General features: G+C 61.3%; 22 protein-coding genes. 16 read left to right on the forward strand and 6 right to left on the reverse strand.

The genetic code is table 11. The features are described 5' to 3' along the window. Positions 1-3: 3 nt before the first annotated feature. Positions 4-906 (reverse strand): S1C family serine protease, encoded by a 903-nt coding sequence (locus tag JP75_RS04560; RefSeq protein WP_035079818.1) that lies wholly within the window; start codon positions 904-906, stop codon positions 4-6. A 165-nt stretch (positions 907-1,071) separates the two neighbouring features. Here JP75_RS04560 and JP75_RS04565 point away from each other — a divergent pair, with 165 nt between their 5' ends. Then, positions 1,072-1,476: a DUF4260 domain-containing protein gene (locus JP75_RS04565; RefSeq protein ID WP_051960381.1), complete on the forward strand. Its 405-nt coding sequence runs from the start codon at positions 1,072-1,074 to the stop codon at positions 1,474-1,476. Between the two features lie 9 nt (positions 1,477-1,485). On the opposite strand, the gene JP75_RS04570 is transcribed toward JP75_RS04565, so the two are convergent. Together JP75_RS04570 and JP75_RS04575 are read right to left on the reverse strand one after the other, a co-directional pair. Then, positions 1,486-2,085, reverse strand: coding sequence for a dihydrofolate reductase family protein (locus tag JP75_RS04570; RefSeq protein WP_035079820.1), 600 nt, complete (start codon positions 2,083-2,085; stop codon positions 1,486-1,488). Between the two features lie 227 nt (positions 2,086-2,312). After that, a complete protein-coding gene (locus tag JP75_RS04575) occupies positions 2,313-2,927 on the reverse strand; it encodes a TetR family transcriptional regulator C-terminal domain-containing protein (RefSeq protein WP_035080245.1) in 615 nt (204 codons plus the stop codon). A 242-nt stretch (positions 2,928-3,169) separates the two neighbouring features. Between JP75_RS04575 and aptA the strand changes: the two genes are divergently transcribed. From aptA to JP75_RS04630, 11 genes are all read left to right on the forward strand, one after another. Beyond that, positions 3,170-4,495: an omega-aminotransferase AptA gene (gene aptA, locus JP75_RS04580; protein WP_482764178.1), complete on the forward strand. Its 1,326-nt coding sequence runs from the start codon at positions 3,170-3,172 to the stop codon at positions 4,493-4,495. A gap of 66 nt (positions 4,496-4,561) precedes the next feature. Further along, positions 4,562-6,058 carry a CoA-acylating methylmalonate-semialdehyde dehydrogenase gene (locus JP75_RS04585; protein WP_035079826.1) on the forward strand — a complete coding sequence of 499 codons (1,497 nt, stop codon included), beginning with the start codon at positions 4,562-4,564 and terminating at the stop codon, positions 6,056-6,058. Between the two features lie 73 nt (positions 6,059-6,131). After that, entirely contained in the window at positions 6,132-7,382 is a 1,251-nt protein-coding gene (locus tag JP75_RS04590) for a Zn-dependent hydrolase (protein ID WP_035079829.1), read from the forward strand. A gap of 139 nt (positions 7,383-7,521) precedes the next feature. Further along, entirely contained in the window at positions 7,522-7,947 is a 426-nt protein-coding gene (locus tag JP75_RS04595) for an endonuclease domain-containing protein (RefSeq protein WP_244446255.1), read from the forward strand. A 73-nt stretch (positions 7,948-8,020) separates the two neighbouring features. Further along, positions 8,021-9,472, forward strand: a complete 1,452-nt coding sequence (hydA, locus tag JP75_RS04600; RefSeq protein WP_035079832.1) for a dihydropyrimidinase — start codon at positions 8,021-8,023, stop codon at positions 9,470-9,472. A gap of 132 nt (positions 9,473-9,604) precedes the next feature. Further along, entirely contained in the window at positions 9,605-10,435 is an 831-nt protein-coding gene (locus JP75_RS04605) for an ABC transporter ATP-binding protein (protein WP_425277255.1), read from the forward strand. Between the two features lie 229 nt (positions 10,436-10,664). Further along, positions 10,665-11,531 carry an ABC transporter permease gene (locus JP75_RS04610; protein ID WP_035079835.1) on the forward strand — a complete coding sequence of 289 codons (867 nt, stop codon included), beginning with the start codon at positions 10,665-10,667 and terminating at the stop codon, positions 11,529-11,531. Further along, positions 11,531-12,643, forward strand: coding sequence for an ABC transporter permease (locus tag JP75_RS04615; protein ID WP_084587474.1), 1,113 nt, complete (start codon positions 11,531-11,533; stop codon positions 12,641-12,643). The genes JP75_RS04610 and JP75_RS04615 overlap by 1 nt, the downstream gene beginning before the upstream one ends. A gap of 29 nt (positions 12,644-12,672) precedes the next feature. After that, a complete protein-coding gene (locus JP75_RS04620) occupies positions 12,673-13,653 on the forward strand; it encodes an ABC transporter substrate-binding protein (protein WP_035079839.1) in 981 nt (326 codons plus the stop codon). Positions 13,654-13,716: 63 nt separating this feature from the next. Further along, entirely contained in the window at positions 13,717-13,959 is a 243-nt protein-coding gene (locus tag JP75_RS04625) for a hypothetical protein (protein WP_035079842.1), read from the forward strand. A gap of 160 nt (positions 13,960-14,119) precedes the next feature. Beyond that, positions 14,120-15,016 carry a hypothetical protein gene (locus tag JP75_RS04630; protein ID WP_051960352.1) on the forward strand — a complete coding sequence of 299 codons (897 nt, stop codon included), beginning with the start codon at positions 14,120-14,122 and terminating at the stop codon, positions 15,014-15,016. Between the two features lie 150 nt (positions 15,017-15,166). On the opposite strand, the gene fabB is transcribed toward JP75_RS04630, so the two are convergent. Both fabB and fabA read right to left on the reverse strand, forming a co-directional pair. Continuing rightward, positions 15,167-16,393 (reverse strand): beta-ketoacyl-ACP synthase I, encoded by a 1,227-nt coding sequence (gene fabB / locus JP75_RS04635; protein ID WP_035079844.1) that lies wholly within the window; start codon positions 16,391-16,393, stop codon positions 15,167-15,169. Between the two features lie 88 nt (positions 16,394-16,481). Beyond that, positions 16,482-17,012, reverse strand: coding sequence for a 3-hydroxyacyl-[acyl-carrier-protein] dehydratase FabA (fabA, locus tag JP75_RS04640; RefSeq protein ID WP_035079846.1), 531 nt, complete (start codon positions 17,010-17,012; stop codon positions 16,482-16,484). 187 nt (positions 17,013-17,199) lie between these two features. Between fabA and irrA the strand changes: the two genes are divergently transcribed. From irrA to JP75_RS04655, 3 genes are all read left to right on the forward strand, one after another. Next, a complete protein-coding gene (gene irrA, locus JP75_RS04645) occupies positions 17,200-17,643 on the forward strand; it encodes an iron response transcriptional regulator IrrA (protein WP_035079848.1) in 444 nt (147 codons plus the stop codon). Positions 17,644-17,840: 197 nt separating this feature from the next. Further along, the gene (locus tag JP75_RS04650; protein WP_035079850.1) at positions 17,841-18,677 is read left to right on the forward strand and encodes an arylamine N-acetyltransferase family protein; all 837 of its coding nucleotides are present in this window, start codon (positions 17,841-17,843) and stop codon (positions 18,675-18,677) included. A 4-nt stretch (positions 18,678-18,681) separates the two neighbouring features. Continuing rightward, positions 18,682-19,269, forward strand: a complete 588-nt coding sequence (locus JP75_RS04655) for a YdeI/OmpD-associated family protein (protein WP_035079852.1) — start codon at positions 18,682-18,684, stop codon at positions 19,267-19,269. A 30-nt stretch (positions 19,270-19,299) separates the two neighbouring features. On the opposite strand, the gene JP75_RS04660 is transcribed toward JP75_RS04655, so the two are convergent. After that, positions 19,300-19,779 carry a MarR family winged helix-turn-helix transcriptional regulator gene (locus JP75_RS04660; protein ID WP_035079854.1) on the reverse strand — a complete coding sequence of 160 codons (480 nt, stop codon included), beginning with the start codon at positions 19,777-19,779 and terminating at the stop codon, positions 19,300-19,302. A gap of 106 nt (positions 19,780-19,885) precedes the next feature. Here JP75_RS04660 and JP75_RS04665 point away from each other — a divergent pair, with 106 nt between their 5' ends. Then, positions 19,886-21,100 carry an HlyD family secretion protein gene (locus tag JP75_RS04665; RefSeq protein WP_051960353.1) on the forward strand — a complete coding sequence of 405 codons (1,215 nt, stop codon included), beginning with the start codon at positions 19,886-19,888 and terminating at the stop codon, positions 21,098-21,100. The last annotated feature ends 1 nt before the right edge of the window (position 21,101 follow it).

Raw genomic sequence — 21,101 nt, forward strand, 5'->3', positions numbered from 1 at the left:
CCCCTATTGCAGGGGCGGCTTGCTCAGGAAATCGTTGCGGTCGGCGGTTTTGACGCGCAGCCAGGACTCGCGGCCGGAGCGCACGATGCGCATGGAAAATTCGGAACCGGCCGGGGATTTGGCCCAGAGTTTTCGGTAGAAGTCGCCGAGGCCTTCCACTTCTTCGCCATCGAGTTCGGAAATGACGTCGCCGCTCTTGAGGCCGGCCTCGGCGGCCGGGCCGCCATCGGAGACGTTCATGACCACGACGCCATTGCTGCGCTCTGCCGAGAAGACGCCGAGCCAGGGACGCGCCTCGCGGCGGGCCTGACCGCGGGTGACGAGATCGTCGAGAATGGGTTTCAGGAGATCGATCGGGACGACCATGTTGATGTCGGTGGTGTCGCCGGCTTGCAGCATTTGCAGGCGCAGCGAGCCGATGCCGATGAGATTGTCGTTTTCGTCGAGGAGAGCCGCGCCGCCCCAGGAGGGATGATAGGGCGCGGTGAACAGCGCCTCTTCGAGCATATATTCCCAATAGCCGGCGAATTCCTGCTTGGCGACGATCTCGTTGATGACCTCGTCGCCTTCTCCATCGATGATACGGCCGGTGGCGCGCACTTTTGCCGCCGTGGAACTGCCGAGGCGGAGCGCGGGCAGATCTAGATCGCCCATGGCCTGGACGAGGCCAAAGCCGGTTTCCTGATCATAGGCGACGACATGGGCCGGCAGGACGCGCTCATCGTGCGTCGTCAGCCAGACTTCCTCGGCCTCGGTGATGAGATAGCCGATGGTGACGATCAGGCCTTCGTCGTTGATCACCGCGCCGCTGCCTTCGCGCAGCGTGCCGAGTGTATTGGCGGTGAAGGCGGTTTCCGGAACGTGGGCCCTGAGGGCAACGATGGAATGGCGCGCATTGGTGGACATGGTGCATCCCCTGTTTGGCTTTTCCATTAGATATGGCGCATCAAGGCAGAAGCAAGATGACGTCGTGCAGCCATTCAATAATGAATGATGATCGCCGGATTTTGGCGAATTCTATTCGCCGGTGATGAGGCCTATCTTCCTGCCGACACGGAAAGGAATTTTGCCATGACCACCGACTCTTCGACCAAGGATCGCCCCTCTGTTCTCGATGCCATCGTGCTGCAGCGGCTGGAAGGGCTGGCGGCGCTGGGATTTGGCGTTTTCGCCTATGCTGGGCTCGGGCAATCTTGGCTGGTGTTTGCCGTGCTGTTTCTGGCGCCTGATCTTTTCATGCTCGGCTATCTGCGCTCGGCGCGGGTCGGGGCCACGACCTATAATCTCGCGCATACCTATGTGGCCCCGGCGCTGTTGGCGCTGCTCGGGTTTCTTGTCGGGCCGGTGGCGTTTGGGCTGGCGGCGATCTGGGTGGCCCATATCGGGCTCGACCGGATGCTGGGCTATGGGCTGAAGCTCAATGGTGGGTTTGAGCAGACCCATCTTGGGCCGATCGGGAAGGCGCGGCGGAAGTAGGGCGCTACCCTACTTCACCACGCGATAATCCATATGCGTCACGTAGCGGGTGGCGCGGGCGCCGATGGGTTCGAGATTGGCGGCCATGCCATCCCAGAGGCGTTCGCCCTGGCCGGCGAGCAGGGGTACGATTTTTAGGTGCAAGGTGTCGACGACACCGGCATTGAGATAGTGGCGGAGGGTGCTGACGCCGCCGGCAATGGAGACGTTGCGGTCGCCAGCGACTTCCCGGGCTCGGCTCAGGGCGGCGTCATAGCCTTCGGTGATGAAGTGAAAAACCGTGCCGCCTTCCATTTGCAGGGGTTCGCGGGGGTAGTGGGTGAGGACGAAGACGGGGGCGTGATAGGGCGGGTTATCGCCCCACCAGCCGCGCCACTCCGCTTCCCACGGGCCATCGCCCGGCGCGGCATACATGTGCCGGCCCATGATATAGGCGCCGTAATCGGTGATGGCTGCCACTTCGGCCGCGTTGTTCTCGCGGTCCTGAAACATCCAGCGGGCGAGCTGGTTCGGATCGATGGTGCCGAAAGGGTTTTCGCGGGTCTGGTTGAGGCCGCTGCCGAAACCATCCAGGGTCAGCATCATATGGGCGGATACGGTCTGGGGCATTTTTGGGGGTCTTGGAATTGTTAAGTTGTGACTTTAGTATTGGCGTGTGGGCTGGGTTTGTCAATGGGGTGGCGGATCACAAGAAACGCCATCTCCACGGTGTCATTCCCGCGAAAGCGGGAACCTCCGTTTCGGCAACAGGGGTTCCCGCTTTCGCGGGAATGACACCGCGCGGGTGGGGGCGTCGAAGGCAAGTGAAGTGTCCTGGGGCCAAGCACGGGGGAGCCCTAGCCCTTCGGCTTTGGCGTCAGGCCATGGAGGAACAATTGTTCCAGATACCTGGCCGCGTCTTCGAACCGCCCTTCCCCGCCGCGGCCTTTGCCGAGAACTGCGCGGACCTGGACGTCGAAGTCGGCATAGTGCTGGGTCGTCGCCCAGATGGAAAATATCAGGTGGTAGGGATCGGTGCGGGCGATCTTGCCCTCGTCCATCCAGGTGAGGAGCACCTGGGCTTTTTCGTCGACCAGTGCCTTCAGGTCCACTTCAATCATGTCGATGATGTGGGGCGCGCCGCGCAGCATTTCATTGGCGAAGAGCCGGCTCTGACGTGGGAAATCGCGGGCCATTTCGAGTTTGCGGCGGATATAGGAGCGGATTTCGACGAAGGGGTCGCCGTCGGCGCGCATTTCTTGAAGCGGAGCCAGCCAGGTGACCAGCAGTTCCGACATCAGACGGCGGTGAATCTCTTCCTTCTTCGGGAAATAGTAGAGCAGGTTCGGCTTGCTCATGCCGGCGACCTCGGCGATCTGGTCGATGGTCGAACCTCGGAAGCCATGGGCCGAAAACACTTCCAGCGCCGCCTCGAGGATGATGTCCTGCTTTTCGCGCTGGATGCGCGTCAACGGGCGGGGCTTGGCAGGCGATGACGCGGCAGCAGCCTTTGCATCCGCCTTGTGCTGGCGCTTTGCTTGGGCCTGGGAAGGCTCTGCTACTTTAAGCTTTCGGGGCGCCATTTTCGCCTTGCGGGAATGAACAGGAGTGCTAACATTTTTCCAACTGGTCAAAAATCTTGGTTCCATCGGTGCGTGTCAAGCGCCAATCAGAGATGAAACGACCAGAGATGAAAAATGGGAGCGCCGCAGCCGTGTCCACCTCTAATGTCGTGCCGAACGATCTCAATGCGTTCTGGATGCCTTTCACGGCGAACCGGCAATTCAAGAAGACGCCGCGCATGTTCGTCGCGGCTAGGGATATGCACTACACGACTTCGGACGGCCGCCAGGTGCTCGACGGCACGGCAGGGCTTTGGTGCTGCAATGCCGGCCATGCGCGTCCGAAAATCGTCGAGGCGATCGCCAGGCAGGCGGCCGAGCTCGACTATGCGCCGGCCTTCCAGATGGGCCATCCCAAGGCTTTCGAACTTGCCAATCGCCTCGTCGATATCACGCCCGATGGGCTCGACCATGTGCTGTTCACCAATTCCGGTTCGGAATCGGTCGAGACGGCGCTGAAGCTGGCGCTGGCTTTTCACAAGATCAAGGGCGAGGGTTCGCGCACCCGTCTCATCGGCCGCGAGCGCGCCTATCACGGCGTCAATTTTGGCGGCATTTCGGTGGGCGGCATCGTCACCAACCGCAAGATGTTCGGCACGCTGCTGGCCGGCGTCGACCACATGCCGCATACGCATAACCTTGCCAAGAACGCCTTCTCCAAGGGCCCACCGGAATATGGTACCGAACTGGCGGACGAGCTGGAACGCATCGTCACGCTGCATGATGCCTCGACCATCGCCGCTGTCATCGTCGAGCCGGTGGCCGGGTCGACCGGCGTGCTCATTCCGCCGCCGGGCTATCTGAAGCGCCTGCGCGAAATCACCAAGAAGCACGGCATTCTGCTTATTTTTGACGAGGTCATCACCGGCTATGGACGTCTCGGTACGCCGTTTGGTGCGGACTATTTCGATGTCGTGCCCGACATCATGGTCACCGCCAAGGGCCTGACCAATGGCGTCGTTCCCATGGGCGCGGTGATGGTTTCGGCTGAAATCCACGACGCCTTCATGAACGGGCCGGAACACGTCATCGAGTTCTTCCACGGCTATACCTATTCGGGCAATCCGATCGCCTCGGCGGCGGGCCTGGCAACGCTCGAAACCTATAAGGAAGAGGGCCTGCTTACGCGCGGCGCGGAACTGGCGCCGAAATTCCAGGAAGCGCTGCATTCGCTGAAGGGCCTGCCGCATGTCATCGATATCCGCAATATCGGGCTTGTCGGCGCCATCGAACTGGAGCCGATTGCCGGGCAGCCGACCAAGCGCGCCTTCTCAGCTTTCCTCAAGGCGTTCGAGCAGGGCCTGCTCATCCGCACCACCGGCGATATCATCGCGCTCTCGCCGCCGCTGATCATTTCGGAAAGCCAGATCGACGAAATCGTGACCAAACTCGCAGGCATCCTCAAAACGCTTGAGTGAAATGGAACGAAAATTCTATAGATGGAAATATAGAATGTTTGTTCCCAAGAAGGAGGGGAGGTTCTGATGCAGATCATCGAGAATGCGGTAGGCGGAAAGCGCTATGTGTCGTCGTCGACGCGGCGCGTACCTGTGTTCAATCCGGCAACGGGCGAGCAATCGGCGGAACTGCCGCTGTCGACGCTCGATGAGCTGAACGCGGCCGTCGCTGGCGCCGTCAAGGCGCAGGTCGCCTGGGGCAATACCCCGCCGATGAAGCGCGCCCGCGTCATGTTCAAGTTCAAGGCGCTGCTCGATCAATATGCCGATGACCTCGCCCGCGAGATTTCGAAAGAGCATGGCAAGGTGCATGACGATGCCTTGGGCGAAGTGGCGCGCGGCATCGACTGCGTCGACTTTGCCTGTGGCATTCCGCAGCTTCTTAAAGGCGAATTCTCGCGCAATGTTGGGCCGTCGATCGACTCTTATTCTGATCGCCAGCCGCTCGGCGTCGTTGCCGGCATCACGCCGTTCAACTTCCCGGCCATGGTGCCGATGTGGATGTATCCGGCGGCCATCGCCTGCGGCAATGCGTTTATCCTAAAACCGTCGGAGCGTGATCCCTCTGCGCCGATGCTGGCCTGGAACCTCTTCATGGAAGCGGGCCTGCCAGAGGGCATTCTTCAGGTCGTCCACGGCGACAAGGAGATGGTCGACGGGATTCTGGACCATCCCGATGTAAAGGCTGTCAGCTTCGTCGGTTCGACGCCGATTGCCGAATATGTCTATCAGCGCGGCACCAAGGCCGGTAAGCGGGTACAGGCTCTTGGCGGCGCCAAGAACCACATGATCATCATGCCCGACGCCGATCTCGACCAGGCGGCCGATGCGCTGATGGGCGCCGGCTATGGTTCGGCCGGCGAGCGCTGCATGGCCATTTCGGTGGCGGTGCCGGTGGGCAAGGCGACGGCCGATGCGCTGGTCGCAAAGCTCAAGCCGCGCGTTGAAAGCCTCAAGATTGGCCCCTCCACTGACAAGGACGCCGAAATGGGTCCGGTGGTCACCAAGATGCACCGCGACAAGATTCTTGGATACATTGATTCAGGGGTCGAACAGGGTGCGGAGCTTGTCGTCGATGGCCGCGGCTTCTCGCTGCAGGGCTATGAGAACGGCTATTATGTCGGCGGCACGCTGTTCGACAATGTCGAGCCGGACATGAAGATCTATAAGGAAGAGATCTTTGGGCCGGTGCTTTCGGTCGTCCGCCGCGACAGCTTTAAGGACGCGGTCGACCTGATCCATGGGCACGAATATGCCAACGGCACGGCGATTTTTACCCGCGACGGCGACGCAGCACGCGAATTTGCCGACAAGATCGAAGTCGGGATGGTGGGCATCAACGTGCCGATCCCGGTGCCGGTGGCCTATCACAGCTTTGGCGGCTGGAAGCGCTCGCTGTTTGGCGATCATTCCATCTACGGGCCCGAGGGCGTGCATTTCTACACGAGGTTGAAAACCGTCACGACCCGCTGGCCCGCCGGCATCAAGGGCGGGGCGGAGTTTACGTTCCCGAGCCTGAAGTAGTGCTATCGGCCCCGCCCTCGCATTGCGACGGCGGGGCTGTTTCTATGACCAACCAGAATTAAGAGCTGAGAACATGACCTCTCCCGGTGAAAACCTTCGTATCAATGGCGATCGGCTCTGGGAGAGCCTGATGGACATGGCCAAGATTGGCCCGGGCATTGCCGGCGGCAATAACCGCCAGACGCTGACTGATAGCGATAAGCAAGGGCGCGAACTGTTTCAGCGCTGGTGCGAGGATGCCGGGCTGACCATGGGCGTCGACAAGATGGGCACCATGTTCATGACGCGCGCGGGGACCGATCCCGATGCGCTGCCGGTTTACATTGGCTCGCATCTCGATACGCAGCCGACGGGCGGTAAGTATGACGGTGTGCTGGGCGTGCTCGCGGGGCTCGAAGTTGTGCGCTCGATGAACGATCTCGGGATCAAGACAAAACATCCGATCGTCGTGACCAACTGGACCAATGAGGAAGGCGCGCGCTTTGCGCCGGCCATGGTGGCTTCGGGCGTGTTCGCGGGCGTGCATAGCCTCGACTACGCCTATGGCCGCAAGGACATGGACGGAAAGCTCTTTGGCGACGAACTCAAGCGCATCGGCTGGGTGGGCGAGGAGGAAGTGGGCGCGCGAAAAATGCATGCCTATTTCGAATATCACATCGAACAAGGGCCGATCCTCGAGGCCGAGGAAAAGCAGATCGGCGTCGTTACGCACTGCCAGGGGCTGTGGTGGCTTGAATTCACGCTGACGGGCAAAGAGGCGCATACCGGCTCGACGCCGATGACCATGCGCGTCAATGCCGGGCTCGCCATGGCGCGGATTTTTGAGGCCGTGCAGGCAATCGCGATGAGCGAACAGCCGGGCGCTGTGGCAGGTACGGGTCAGGTGAAATTCTCGCCGAACTCGCGAAATGTGCTGCCGGGCACGGTGGTGTTCACCGTCGACCTCAGGACGCCGAGCCAGGAAAAGCTCGACCGCATGCGCGCGACGATTGAGGCCAAGGCGGCGGAGATTTGTGCGGAGCTGGGGGTTGGGTGTTCGGTTGAGGCCGTGGGGCATTTTGATCCGGTGACTTTTGATCCAACGCTCGTTGGCCGCGTGCGCTCGGCGGCCGAGAAGCTCGGTTATTCGCATATGAACATCATTTCGGGTGCCGGGCATGATGCCTGCTGGGCGGCGAAAGTGGCGCCGGCGACGATGGTGATGTGTCCATGTGTGGGTGGGCTCTCGCACAATGAGGCCGAGGATATTTCGATGGAATGGGCTGCAGCCGGCTGCGACGTGCTGTTCCATGCCGTGGTGGAAACGGCGGAGATTGTGGAGTGATAGGTAAGGCCCCCTCACCCGCCGGCTTTGCCGTCGACCTCTCCCCCCAGGGAGAGGTGAAGAGGCGGCTCCCTGTCGCGGAGCGACACCTCTCCCTTTGGGGGAGAGGTCGGCCTGCAGGGCCGGGTGAGGGGGCCTTGTGACCACACTCAAAACCCGCTTTGCTCAAAAGGCAGCCAAGACACTCCGCGCTAATATGACCGACGCCGAACGAAAGCTGTGGTCGCATATACGCGACCGGCAATTGCTGGGCTGCAAGTTGGTGCGGCAACTGCCCGTCGGGCCATTCATTGCTGATTTCGCGTGCCGTGAGGCCGATCTCATCATCGAACTCGATGGCGGGCAGCATGCAGAGAATTTGCGTGATGAGCAGCGGACTGCGGTTCTTGCGCGGCACGGTTATGCGGTGATCCGCTTCTGGAACGGGGATATCCTGACAAATATCGATGGGGCGCTTGAGGCTATTGCTGGGTACCTGGCAAAGGCCCCCTCACCCGGACTTCGCTTTGCGAAATCCGACCTCTCCCCCGAAGGGAGAGGTGAAGAAGGAGCCGCAGGCCCATAGACCAAAAATAACAGACCCACCGAGGCGCTGAGGGGTGCGTGGTGGGGCTGAGAGAATGCAAGGGAACGAAGATATGAGCAAAGTTATTAGGGGTGGCACTGTCGTCACGGCTGATCTCAGCTATGTGGCTGACGTGAAGATCGACGGCGATGTCATTGTCGAGATCGGCCAGAACCTTTCGGGCGACGAAATCCTCGATGCCAGCGGCTGCTACATCATGCCCGGCGGGATCGATCCGCATACCCATCTCGAAATGCCCTTCATGGGCACTTATTCGGCCGACGATTTTGAGAGCGGCACGCGTGCGGCACTGTCGGGCGGCACGACCATGGTGGTGGATTTCTGCCTGCCCAATCCCAATCAGTCGCTGCTCGAAGCGCTGCAGATGTGGGACAACAAGACCGGCAAGGCATCTGCCGACTATTCGTTCCACATGGCCGTGACCTGGTGGGGCGAGCAGGTGTTCAATGAAATGGCCGAGGTGGTCGATCGCGGCATTACCTCGTTCAAGCATTTCATGGCCTATAAGGGCTCGCTGATGGTGAACGACGACGAGATGTTCGCCTCGTTCCAGCGCTGCGCAGCGCTCGGCGCCCTGCCCCTCGTCCATGCCGAAAATGGTGACGTTGTTGCCGCGATGACGGCGAAGCTGCTTGCTGAAGGCAATAATGGGCCGGAAGGCCATGCCTATTCGCGACCGCCTGAGGTCGAGGGCGAAGCGACCAATCGCGCCATCATGATTGCCGATATGGCCGGGGTGCCGCTCTATGTGGTGCATACGAGCTGCGAACAGGCGCATGAGGCCATTCGCCGGGCTCGACAGAAGGGCATGCGGGTTTATGGCGAGCCGCTGATTCAGCATCTGGTCTTGGACGAGACCGAATATTTCAATGCCGATTGGGATCATGCGGCGCGGCGGGTGATGTCGCCGCCCTTCCGCAACAAGCAGCATCAGGATTCGCTCTGGGCCGGGTTGCAGGCGGGGTCGCTTTCCTGCGTCGCGACCGACCATTGCTCCTTCACCACGGCGCAGAAGCGCAATGGGCTGGGCAATTTTGCGAAAATTCCGAATGGGACGGGCGGACTTGAAGATCGCCTGCCGGTGCTGTGGACGGCGGGGGTGAATACCGGTCGGCTGACGCCGAACGAGTTCGTGGCGGTGACTTCCACCAACATTGCCAAGATTTTGAACATGTACCCCAAGAAGGGGGCGGTGATGGTTGGCGCGGATGCCGACCTGATCGTCTGGGACCCCAAGCGCAAGAAGACGATCACGGCGAAGAGCCAGCAGTCGGTGATCGACTATAACGTGTTTGAAGGCTTTGAGGTGACCGGAATGCCGCGCTTCGTCCTCAGCCGCGGCAAGGTTTCCATTGTCGAAAACGAGGTGAAGGCCGAGCCGGGTCACGGCAAGTTCGTGGCGCGCGAGGCGAAAAACCCGGTCAACCGGGCGCTGAGCCAATGGAAGGAATTGGTCGCGCCGCGCAAGGTGGAACGGGCCGGCATTCCGGCGACGGGTGTGTGACATCGGCAGCATGATGAAAATCAAGGCACGGTGCTTGGCAAAAGTCCGAAAGGCAGCCGCAAAGGTGGCCGTTTGGCGTGCGGCACGGACCTTGCATCAGGCTCCATCAATAGGCTGAGAAAGGCGACACCCTTGTCCGTCACGTCGATCACTTCATCAACGACAGGCACGGGTGTTGCACTCCCTGTTGTTAAGGCCGAGCATCTCGGCCTCACCTTCTCCACCAATGACGGCGACGTGGTGGCGCTGTCGGATGTCAACCTGACTATCGAGAAAGGCGATTTCGTTTCCTTCATCGGGCCTTCGGGCTGCGGCAAGACGACGTTCTTGCGTACCATTGCCGATTTGGAACAGCCGACCTCGGGCACGCTGGAGATCAACGGCCAGACGCCGGAGAATGCACGAAAAGACCGGGCCTATGGCTATGTGTTTCAGGCACCGGCGCTTTATCCCTGGCGTACGATCGAGAAGAATATCGCGCTGCCGCTTGAGATCATGGGGCATTCGGCCCAGCAACAGGCCGAGCGGATCAAACGGACCATGGATCTCGTCAACCTTTCGGGGTTCGAGAAGAAGTTTCCCTGGCAGCTTTCGGGCGGCATGCAGCAACGTGCGTCCATTGCCCGTGCGCTGGCGTTCGATGCCGATCTCTTGCTGATGGACGAGCCGTTTGGCGCGCTCGACGAGATTGTCCGGGACCATCTCAATTCGGAACTGCTGAAGCTTTGGGACCGGACGAAGAAGACGATCTGCTTTGTGACACATTCGATTCCCGAGGCGGTTTATCTCTCCACCAAGATCGTGGTGATGTCGCCGCGGCCGGGGCGGGTGACCGACATTATCGAGAGCAATCTGCCGCGGGAGCGGCCGCTTGATATTCGCGAGACGCCGGAATTTTTGGCCATTGCGGCAAGGGTGCGCGATGGGTTGCGGGCTGGGCATTCTTATGAGGAGGTGGTGTGATGGGCATCCGTGTGCCGTCGACCTCCTCTTGTCCTCTCCCGTTTACGGGAGAGGGGGACCGCGCGGAGCGTGGTGGAGAGGGGTGCAGCGGGCGAGATAGCGCAGGATTGGTCGAGGGGTTTGTGCGTGTGGCTCCCCCCTCCACCGCCCTTGGGGCGGTCCCCCTCCCCCGCAAGCGGGGGAGGAATGACAGCCGATGCTTTGGTAGCTGGGTGGGAGTTGAAGCTCCATGAACCGCGTCCTTCCCATCCTGACCATCCTCTTCGCCATCCTCGCCTTCTGGTACGCCGCGGCGATCTGGATGAATGCGCCATGGCAGAACATTCTCAATGGGCGCGCCAATCTTGAAAACGTGCCGTTCCTGGAGTTTGCCCAACAGACCTGGGCGCAGGACAAACCGGTATTGCCGGCGCCGCATCAGGTGGCCGCGGAGATCTGGAATGCCACGATGGGGCTCGAATTCACCTCGCGGCGTTCGCTGGCGCTCCATGCCTGGATCACGCTTTCAGCAACGCTGCTGGGTTTTGTTTTCGGCACGGCGCTGGGCGTCGTGCTGGCCGTGGCCATCATCCACAATGATGCGACGGACCGCTCGCTGATGCCCTGGATCATTGCCAGCCAGACCATTCCTATTCTCGCCATTGCGCCCATGGTGGTGGTGGGGCTTGGGGCCGTTGGGTTGACGGGGCTCGTGCCCAAGGCACTGATCTCGATGTATCTGAGCTTTTTTCCGGTGGTCGTCGGCATGGTGAAGGGGCTGCGTTCGCCCGAGGCGATCCAACTCGATCTGATGCGGACCTATGATGCCAATCCCTGGCAGGTCTTCTGGAAGCTGCGCTGGCCGGCGGCCCTGCCCATGCTCTTTGCCTCGATGAAGGTGGGTATTGCCATTTCGCTGATCGGGGCCGTGGTGGCCGAGCTTTCCAATGCTGCCGGTGGCGGGCTTGGGGTGCGGCTGCTCACCGGTTCCTACAATGGCCAGACCATTCAGATCTGGGCGGCTTTGTTTATCGCTGCGGGGTTGGCGGCGGTGCTGGTGGCGATGGTTGGGGCGGCGGAAAAAATCGTCAATGCGCGGATCGGGGTACGGGCATGATGAAATCGGGGCTCAACCTCCTGCAATCGCTCTTGGCGCTGCTGGCTGGCGGCATGGCGCTTTGCGGGCTCGTCGGAGCGGCGATTTCGGCCGATGCGGACATTCTTCTCACGGTGACCATGGGGCTCGGCGCGCTGACGCTGGTCCGCTGCGTGTTCCGGCCGATCAGTCTATGGCTCGATGGCCTGGCTTCGGTGCTGATTGCGCTGGCGCTGGTATTGGCTCTGCCAAGGGGGGCGGCCATGCCGGGGCACTATTGGTTTGCCATGGTGAGCGCCTGGGGCTTTGCCTGGTTGTTTGTGGATCAGCTTTCGGGCGAAATTCGCCGGGGCGCGGTGCCACGAAAGACGATGGGGCTGCTCATTCCCGCCGTCTTCGGGGTGGCGCTGTTGGTCGTCTGGGAAATCGTCACGCGCGGCGCCAATGTGCCGCCCGTGCTCCTGCCGGCGCCTTCGGCCATCGGGGCGCAACTGGCGAACTCGGCGCCGATCCTCTGGGCCGATTTCGTCCAGACTTTCGTCAAATCCGTCATTCCCGGCTACATCATCGGGTGCCTTGCCGGGCTCGTGGTTGCCATTGCGGTCGACCGCTCGCCGTTCCTCAAAGCCGGGCTCTTGCCGATCGGCAACTTCATGTCGGCGCTGCCGATCATCGGCATCGCGCCGATCATGGTCATGTGGTTCGGTTTCGACTGGCAGAGCAAGGCTGCCGTCGTCGTCGCCATGACGTTCTTCCCCATGCTGGTCAATACGGTGGCGGGGCTCAACGCGGCCTCCTCCATCGAGCGCGACCTCATGCGGACTTATGCTGCCAACTATTGGCAGACGCTGTTGAAGTTGCGCCTGCCCGCTGCGGGGCCCTTCATCTTCAATGCCCTCAAGATCAACTCGACTCTGGCCTTGATCGGCGCAATCGTAGCGGAATTCTTCGGAACGCCTGTTGTCGGGATGGGCTTCCGGATTTCGACCGGGGTGGGGCGTCTCGCCATCGACCTGGTCTGGGCGGAGATCGCGGTTGCTGCGGTCGCGGGGTCCGCCTTTTACGGGGTGATCGCCCTCATCGAAAGGGGCGTCACCTTCTGGCATCCGTCTGTCCGTGGTGGACGGGCGTAAAAGAAGACAGGGAAAAGGGAACGACAAAAATGAAAACTTTTATCACGGGTCTCCTGGCTGGCACGATGGCGCTGGCGGCCATTCCAGGCGCTTTTGCGGCCGATGCTTTGACCCTGCAACTCAAGTGGGTGACGCAGGCCCAGTTCGCCGGCTATCTCGTCGCCGAGGCCAAGGGCTTTTATGACGAAGAAAACATCGACCTGACGATCCTGCCTGGCGGCCCGAACATTGCCCCCGAACAGGTGATCGCCGGTGGCGGTGCCGACATCATCGTCACTTGGATGGCCGCGGGTCTTGCCGCGCGCGATACCGGCGTGCCGCTCGTTAATATCGCCCAGCCGTTCAAGCGCTCGGGCCTGATGATGATCTGTCCGGTCGAGAAGGAAATCAAAACCGTCGCCGATTTCCCGGGCCATACTCTCGGCGTCTGGTTCTTCGGCAATGAATATCCGTTCTTTGCCTGGATGAACAAGGAAGGCATCGCCACCGACGGCTCCGCCGGCGGCGTTACCGTGCTGCAGCAGAGCTTTGATATCCAGCCGATGATCCAGGGCCAGGCCGACTGCATCTCGGTCATGACCTATAATGAGTATGGCCAGGCGCTCGATGCCGGCTATGGCCCGGATAATCTGACCATCTTCAACTATACCGAGATGGGCAATGACCTGCTCGAAGACGGTCTCTATGTCATGGAAGACACGCTCTCCGATCCGGCCAAGGTCGATGCCTATACCCGCTTCGTCCGCGCTTCGATGAAGGGCTGGGCCTATGCGCTCGACAACCCGGAAGAAGCCGCGCAGATCGTCGTCGACAGCGACGAAACCGGCGCCGCGGAACTCGCACACCAGCTTTATATGGTTGGCGAGGTTTCAAAGCTCGTCGATGCCGACGATGCTGCGCTCGACATGACCACCTATGATCGTACCGTGAAGGCGCTGCTCGACCAGTCGATCATCAAGGCCCAGCCGGAAGGCGCCTACACCACCGTCGTCACCGACGCGCTGAAGTAGGTTTTGGCATTTTCATGGGCGGGCGGGGAGCGATCCCTGCCCGCTTTGTTTTGAGAACTTGAAATGGCCACGCTCGCTCGGCACAAGGCGCAAAACACCGTGGAGAGCAAAATTCCGACAGACCCGCTCACGCTCATGGGCCTCGGCATAGGTGCCGTCGTCGTCATCTGGCTGATTTTTTCCGTGGTCAAGAAAATGGTCGGCATTGCCATCGTGCTGGCGCTCGCCGCCGGGGCCTGGTTCCTCTGGACCAATCCGCAATATCTCGCACCCATCATGGCCCAGATCCGGCAAGTGACCGGCTAGATCAGCAACCGGAACGAATCCGCTCTCCCGCCAGTTGAGATGTCATACTCAATTGCCGGAGGGCATTTTCATGAATTCGATCATTTATCTCGTTGGCCTCGTGGTCATCGTCATGGCCATCCTTTCCTTCATCGGCCTTGCCTGATCAGGAGGCGAGACCATGACCATTGTTCAACCCACCGAAGTGGCTGTCGTCGACACCGGCTCTACGCGTGACAGCGCCAGCTATGTCGACTGGTCGGCCATCATTGCCGGCGTGATTTTCGCCTCGGCCATTTCGCTGCTCTTCATCGCCTTCGGCACTGCCATCGGGCTCAATTTCATCGATTTTCGTTCGCGTGAAGGTGCGCCCGGCATCCTGATCGGCATTGCAGCGGCGAGCTGGTTCCTCTGGGTGCAGGTGTCGAGCCTGATGGCCGGCGGCTATCTCGCTGGTCGCCTGCGTCGCCGGCATTTTGATGCCACCGAGGACGAAAGCGATGTGCGCGATGGCGCCCATGGCCTCATCGTCTGGGCTGGGGCGACCGTGCTCGGCGCCATCATCGCACTGGGCGGTGTTGGGGCAGCGGCCAATATGGCCGGCTCTGCTTTGGCGACGGCAACCACCGCGAGTGCCAGTGTTGCCGCGGGTGCGGCCGATGCCATCGACCCCAATGCCTATTTCACCGATCAACTGTTCCGTGCGGAGCAGCCGGTGGCGGGCGATACGGAAGCGGCCCGTGCCGAAGCCGGACGCATCTTTGCCCAGGCCGCTTTGGGTGACGGCACCGTGCCGGAAGCCGACCGCACCTATCTCGCCAATGTGGTTGCGGCCAATACCGGCCTGACGCCGGAAGAATCCGCCGCCCGGGTCGACGCCGTGGTCGTTGCCATCGATGGCGCCAAGCAGGATGCGCTGGAGGCGGCACGCATTGCCCGCAATACCGGCATCATCGCCGCCTTCCTCCTTGCCGCCACGACGCTGGTCTCGGCGATTGGCGCTTATTGGGCGGCGCAGAAGGGCGGCAACCATCGCGACGAGAACACCGTCCTCACCGACGTGTTCCGCCGGTTCTAGGAGAGAAAGGAAAACACCATGTTCAAGGGTCTTGCTCTCTGGCTTCTCGGCGTGCCGATCTGGCTGATCATCATCATCTATCTCGTCACCTGACGAGAAAACAAAACGGGGCCGAAAGGCCCCGTTTTTCCGTGCGGTGATAAGCGCGCCTTACGCGTCGGGGTGCTTGAACACCAAAGCGGCATTGGTGCCGCCGAAACCGAAGGAGTTGGAGAGCACATAGCCGAGATCGACATTGTCGCGGCGCTGGCGCAGGATCGGCATGTCCTCGAAGGCTGGATCGAGCACGTCGATATTGGCGCTTTCGGCGATGAAGCGGTTCTTCATCATCAGGATCGAATAGATCGATTCATGAACGCCCGTCGCGCCCTGGCTATGGCCGGTCAGCGACTTGGTCGCCGAGATCGGCGGGCACTTGCCCTCATTGCCGAAGACGGCGCGCAGGGCTTCGATTTCCTTGAGGTCGCCCACGGGCGTGGAAGTGGCGTGCGGATTGATATAGTCGATCGGCGCCTTGACGTTCTTGAGCGCCATGCGCATGCAGCGCTCGGCACCCTCGCCCGAGGGTGCGACCATGTCGACGCCGTCCGATGTCGCGCCATAGCCGACGAGTTCGGCCCAGATCTTGGCGCCGCGCGCCTTGGCATGTTCAAGCTCTTCGAGCACCAGCACGCCGGCGCCGCCGGAAATGACAAAACCATCGCGGGCGGCATCGTAGCAGCGCGAGGCTTTTTCGGGGGTCTCGTTATAGTTCGAGCTCATGGCGCCCATGGCGTCAAAAAGGTCGCTGAGGGTCCAGTCGAGGTCTTCGTGGCCGCCGGCAAAGACGATGTCCTGCTTGCCCAGCATGATCTGCTCCATCGCATTGCCGATGCAATGTTTTGAGGTCGCGCAGGCGGCGGTGATGGAATAATTGACGCCCTTGATGGCAAAGGCGGTTGCCAGCGTTGCCGAGGCCGTCGAGCCCATGGCCTTGGGCACGGCGAGCGGCCCGATGCGCTTTGGCGACTTCTTTTCGCGGGTGACGTCGGCGGCTTCGACGATGGTGCGGGTCGAGGCGCCGCCCGAACCCATGACGATGCCGGTCATGGGGTTGGAAATATCCGATTCTTCGAGGCCCGCATCGGCGATGGCCTGCTGCATGGCGAGATAGTTCCAGGCCGCGCCCTTGCCCATGAAGCGGGTAACGCGGCGGTCGAGGACTTCAAACGGGTCGAGACGCGGGTCGCCTTTGACCTGCGAGCGGAATCCCAGTTCGGCATAGTCTTCGGCAAAGACGATGCCGGGCTTGGCCAGGCGCAGGCTTTCAGTGACTTCGTCGAGCGAATTGCCGATCGAAGAAATGATACCCATGCCGGTTACCACTACTCGTCTCATAAAATCCTCGCTCTGGTCGTCTCGGGAAGTCGCCTTGGGCCCGGCGCTTCACCTATATAGTTGCAGTTCAGTACGGCATTAAGGCCGATCAGGCGGTCTTCTGCTCGTGGAGCTGTGCATCGGTGAAGAGACCAACGCGCAGATCCTTGGCTTCGTAGATCAATTTCCCGTCAGCCTTGACCCAGCCATCGGCAATGCCGAGGGTCAGGCGCGAACGCATGACGCGCTTGATGTCGATGCCGTATTCCACACGCTTGACGTCATTGGTCACCTGGCCGGTGAACTTGATTTCGCCGCCAAGCGCGCGGCCCTTGCCGGGCTGGCCGATCCAGCCGAGGAAGAAGCCGGTCATCTGCCAGACGGCATCGAGGCCGAGGCAGCCGGGCATGACGGGATCGTCGATGAAGTGACACTTGAAGAACCACAGGTCCGGGTTCACATCGAGCTCGGCACGGACGAGGCCCTTGCCGTAATCGCCGCCGGTTTCGTCGATATGGGTGATACGGTCGAACATCAGCATTGGGGGCGCGGGCAGGCGCGCATCCATCTGCCCGGGTAATTCACCCCGGCCGTGCGCCAAAAGCTCTTCATAACCAAATGCGTGTTGCCGGTCCGCCATTACCCATCCCCGCTAAGCTCAAGCCTTGTCTCGTATAGAGGTGCGGAAAACGGGTCAAGACAGCCCAAGGAACAAGGCGCTGAACGGGACTTCGGCTGTGACAGTTCAGCGACTTGTTTCAAACCCCTGCCGCCACTATAACTGGAGCCATATTTTCTGGACCAATGAGACGAGTAGCACTGGCCCAATGACCGATTTTGACCTTGCCGACCGTCCTGCGTCCCACACGCCCTGCCTGACGGCAGTGTTGCGTATGGCCGGATTGCGGCCGACGCGGCAGCGCGTTGCGCTGGCCGAACTGCTGTTTGGCGGCCCGCACCGCCATGTCAGCGCCGAGCAGTTGCATTCGGAGGCAAATGCCGCCGATGTGAACGTTTCGCTGGCGACGATCTACAATACGCTGCACCAGTTCCATGAAGCCGGGCTCTTGCGCGAAGTCGCCATCGACGCCTCGCGCTCCTATTTCGATACCGATACCTCGGACCACCACCATTTCTTTGTGGAAGACGAGCAGCGGATGATCGATATCCCGGCCTCCTCGGTCGAGTTCAAGGCCCTGCCCCAGCCGCCCAAGGGCATGGAAGTGGCCCATGTCGACGTGGTGATCCGCGTTCGCAAGGCGCCGGTCTGATCTTCGATATCACGGTTCGTCATCCTCGGGCTTGACCCGAAGGCGCTCCACTTTGTGGCGACGCGTTCAAGTGAAACGTCCTCGGGTCAAGCCCGAGGATGACGGCCAATGGGTGCCGAAGCTGTCGCGCACCCCGTGACAAAGCCCTACCCTTTCCCCATATAATGGGGCCCAGGAAACAGCGACGAAGGTGGTCGATGCCCGAAAAGGTCAATCTCAATGCCTATTTCGAGCGAATCGGCTTTGCCGGTTCGATTGCCCCAACCATTCAGACTCTCGAACAGTTGCACGCGCTGCATCCGGCCGTCATTCCCTTCGAAAATATCGCGCCACTGACCGGCGAACAGGTTCTGCTCGACCAGCAAAGCCTAGAAAAGAAGCTTCTTACCGACAAGCGCGGCGGCTTCTGCTTCGAGCATAATTTCCTCTTCATGCGCATTCTTGCCGATCTCGACTATGAAGTGCGGCCGCTGCTGGCGCGGGTGATCTGGACCAATCCCGAAGCCATTGCCGCGCCGCCCAGCCACATGCTGCTGCTGATCGACATCAAGGGCGCCAATTACATCGCCGATGTCGGCTTTGGCGGGCTGAGCCTGACCGCCCCCCTGCGGCTTCGGGCCGGGGCCGAGCAGGCAACGCCGCACGAAACTTTCCGCCTCACCGGCGGCGATCCCGACTGGACGCTGGAAGTCAAAATCGGGGAAGAATGGCGCGGGGTCTATGTGTTCACGACCGCCGCGGTCGCCGAAGTTGATCTCTGGGATATCAATCGCGATCTCTCGAGCAATCAAGCTTCGCCCTTCACGCTGCAATTGCGCGCGGCGCTGGCGCCGAGCGGGCGGCGGCTGAAGGTGCACAATGACCAATTCACCATCCAGCGCACCGGCGAGGCGCCGGAAAAGCGCAGCCTGACTTCGGTTGCCGAGATTCGCGCCGTTCTCACCGAGCAACTGGGCCTGACCCTGCCCGAAAGCGAGAAACTCGACGCCAAGCTTGCAGGTCTCTTGCCGACGCCGCCCGAAACGGTGGAATAAAGTCATGGCGCCGGTGAACGTGCCGCCCGAGGCGCTGCAGGAATTTCCCGATTTTCAGTCGTTTTACGACTGGCTCGAGAAAAACCACGACTCTGCGCCGGAGGTGTGGATCCGCATCTTCAAGAAGGGTTCGGGAAAGCCGACGATCACGCCCGTGGAAGCGATCGATGCCATTTTGTGCTGGGGCTGGATCGACGGTATCCGCAAGAGCTGGGACGACGAGAGCTTTGTGCAGCGCTATTGCCCGCGCCGGCCCAAATCGGTGTGGAGCCAGATCAACCGCGACAATGTCGCGCGGCTGACCGAAGCGGGGCTGATGACGCGGCACGGCCAGGCGCAGGTCGATCTCGCCAAGAGCGATGGCCGCTGGGACGCGGCCTACAAGACCACGATGGGGCCGCCCGAGGATTTGCTGGCGGCGATTTCGGCCAATGCCGAGGCGCAGAAAACCTATGATGGGCTCACCGCGCAGAACCGCTTTGCCCTGACGTTTCGCGTCCACAACCTCAAGACCGAGGCCGGGCGGAAGAAGAAGATCGCCAACCTGGTGGAAATGCTGGCACGGGGCGAGACGATCTATCCGCAGGGGTAGCGGAGGACAGCCAGGTGACGTGTCCTCGGGTCAGGCCCGAGGATGACGATCTGCGGTCTTCGCCGCCAATTCTTCCTCAAGCCCTTCATTGCGCACCTTCAGGGCCGCAACGATGTCGGATAGGAAGCGCTCGATGACTTCCACATCGGCGCGCGAATAATCAGCAAGCACGGTTTCGCGCAGGCGCTGGGCGCTGCGGGAGAGCGGCAGCGCCATTTCTTCGGCGCCGGGCCCGACGCGCAGAAGAGTCGCGCGGCGATCGTTGGGATGCTGCTCGCGCAGCACGTAGCCGTCTTTTTCCAGCCGGTTGATGAGAATGGCCGTGGCGCCCGAAGTCATGCCCAGGTGCCGGCCGAGCGTCGTGGGCGTCGCCTGGCCATCCTGATCCCTGATGAAGCGAATGGCCATCATGTCGGACATGTTGATGCCGGCCGCCGCGGAAAAAGCGCGGTAGCCTCGGCTCATTTCGTCGGTCAGTTCACGTACCAAGGGTTCGATCCGGTCTTGCATGCCCCCTCCTTTAGCTGGTTTTTACTATTTTACAAAGATACTTTCTTGCAAAGGTACTTTTTCGGGACTAGATAGCTTCCAACACCAAGCAATCGAAGAAACCGAAATGGCCAAGCTTTCTCCTATGACCGAAGGCGACATTCAAGCCGCCAACGCCACCCGCGCCGAAACCCGGCCCAGCATTGTTCCCCCCGTCCCGGCCGAAGCAGAGCCGGTTGCACCAGCCGAGATCGTCGAAGCACCGGCAAAACCTTCGCGCAGCCGCAAGAAGGCCCGCATGGTTGGTTTGGGGCTTTTCGTGATCCTGGGCGGTGCCGTGGCCTGGTACCCGCTTTCGGACCATAACGCCCCGTTTGCGTCGGGCGGTTCCGTCATGGGCAATGTGACCCAGATTGGTCCGCGCGTGGCCGGGCCCGTCGCCGAAGTGCTGGTTTCGGACAATTCGAGCGTCAAGGCGGGCGATCCGCTGTTCCGCATCGACGAAACGACGTTCAAGATGGACGTCGCCCAGGCCGAGGCACAGCTCGACCTGACCTCCACCAATATTTCCTCGGCCAGCGCCGCCATTCCGGCAACCCAGGCCAAGCTCAGCCAGGCGGAAGTGGCACTGGTCACGGCCAAGGACGCCGTCGAACGCACGCGGCAGATGTATGATCGTGGCCTCGTCACGGATGCGCAGAAGACGCAGGCCGAGGGCAATTTCCAGACGGCCGAACTCAATGTCGCTGCGGCACGGGCGGAGCTTGAGCGGGTCACGACCTCGGCCGGCGCGCTCGACGACACAAATCCCAATTTCCGCGCCGCGCAGGCGGGTCTGGAAAAGGCGCGCTTTGCGCTTGAAAGCACCACCGTGGTCGCGCCGACCGATGGGCATGTTTCCAACCTGCTGCTGACCCAGGGCCAGTTTGTCGCTGCCGGTTCGCCGGTGATGACCTTCATTTCGGGCGATCGCAGCAGCGTCATCGTCGATTTCCGCGAGAACCAATTGGTCAATGTGCAGCCGGGCGACAAGGCCGTGGTGGTTTTTGAAGCGGCGCCCGGACGGCAGTTCGAGGCGACGGTCGATTCCATCGCCTGGGGCATTTCGAGCGGCCGTACCTCCAATGGCGGCCTCGCCCAGTCTTCCACGGATACGCGCTGGTTCCCGCCGGCCCGCAAGATTCCCGTGCGCGTGAGCATCGACGATCCCGCCGCGCTGCCGGCCAATGTGCGTATCGGCTCGGAAGCCGCGGCACTGATCTTGCCTGACGAAGGCGGCGTGGTGCCGGCCATTGCGCGAACCATGCTGGGCTTTTCCAGCGTGATGTCGGGCTTCAACTAAA

It is taken from the genome of Devosia riboflavina (assembly GCF_000743575.1).
Classification (GTDB): domain Bacteria; phylum Pseudomonadota; class Alphaproteobacteria; order Rhizobiales; family Devosiaceae; genus Devosia; species Devosia riboflavina.

Excerpts from the sequence above, each read along its gene's own strand:
- JP75_RS04620 (WP_035079839.1), top strand. The coding sequence starts at position 12,673 with ATGAAAACTTTTATCACGGGTCTCCTGGCTGGCACGATGGCGCTGGCG.
- fabB (WP_035079844.1), bottom strand. The coding sequence starts at position 16,393 with ATGAGACGAGTAGTGGTAACCGGCATGGGTATCATTTCTTCGATCGGC.
- JP75_RS04650 (WP_035079850.1), top strand. The coding sequence starts at position 17,841 with ATGCCCGAAAAGGTCAATCTCAATGCCTATTTCGAGCGAATCGGCTTT.
- JP75_RS04660 (WP_035079854.1), bottom strand. The coding sequence starts at position 19,779 with ATGCAAGACCGGATCGAACCCTTGGTACGTGAACTGACCGACGAAATG.
- JP75_RS04625 (WP_035079842.1), top strand. The coding sequence starts at position 13,717 with ATGGCCACGCTCGCTCGGCACAAGGCGCAAAACACCGTGGAGAGCAAA.
- irrA (WP_035079848.1), top strand. The coding sequence starts at position 17,200 with ATGACCGATTTTGACCTTGCCGACCGTCCTGCGTCCCACACGCCCTGC.
- JP75_RS04615 (WP_084587474.1), top strand. The coding sequence starts at position 11,531 with ATGAAATCGGGGCTCAACCTCCTGCAATCGCTCTTGGCGCTGCTGGCT.
- JP75_RS04655 (WP_035079852.1), top strand. The coding sequence starts at position 18,682 with ATGGCGCCGGTGAACGTGCCGCCCGAGGCGCTGCAGGAATTTCCCGAT.
- JP75_RS04560 (WP_035079818.1), bottom strand. The coding sequence starts at position 906 with ATGTCCACCAATGCGCGCCATTCCATCGTTGCCCTCAGGGCCCACGTT.
- JP75_RS04565 (WP_051960381.1), top strand. The coding sequence starts at position 1,072 with ATGACCACCGACTCTTCGACCAAGGATCGCCCCTCTGTTCTCGATGCC.
- hydA (WP_035079832.1), top strand. The coding sequence starts at position 8,021 with ATGAGCAAAGTTATTAGGGGTGGCACTGTCGTCACGGCTGATCTCAGC.
- JP75_RS04630 (WP_051960352.1), top strand. The coding sequence starts at position 14,120 with ATGACCATTGTTCAACCCACCGAAGTGGCTGTCGTCGACACCGGCTCT.
- fabA (WP_035079846.1), bottom strand. The coding sequence starts at position 17,012 with ATGGCGGACCGGCAACACGCATTTGGTTATGAAGAGCTTTTGGCGCAC.
- JP75_RS04610 (WP_035079835.1), top strand. The coding sequence starts at position 10,665 with ATGAACCGCGTCCTTCCCATCCTGACCATCCTCTTCGCCATCCTCGCC.
- JP75_RS04570 (WP_035079820.1), bottom strand. The coding sequence starts at position 2,085 with ATGCCCCAGACCGTATCCGCCCATATGATGCTGACCCTGGATGGTTTC.
- JP75_RS04590 (WP_035079829.1), top strand. The coding sequence starts at position 6,132 with ATGACCTCTCCCGGTGAAAACCTTCGTATCAATGGCGATCGGCTCTGG.
- JP75_RS04665 (WP_051960353.1), top strand. The coding sequence starts at position 19,886 with ATGGCCAAGCTTTCTCCTATGACCGAAGGCGACATTCAAGCCGCCAAC.
- JP75_RS04585 (WP_035079826.1), top strand. The coding sequence starts at position 4,562 with ATGCAGATCATCGAGAATGCGGTAGGCGGAAAGCGCTATGTGTCGTCG.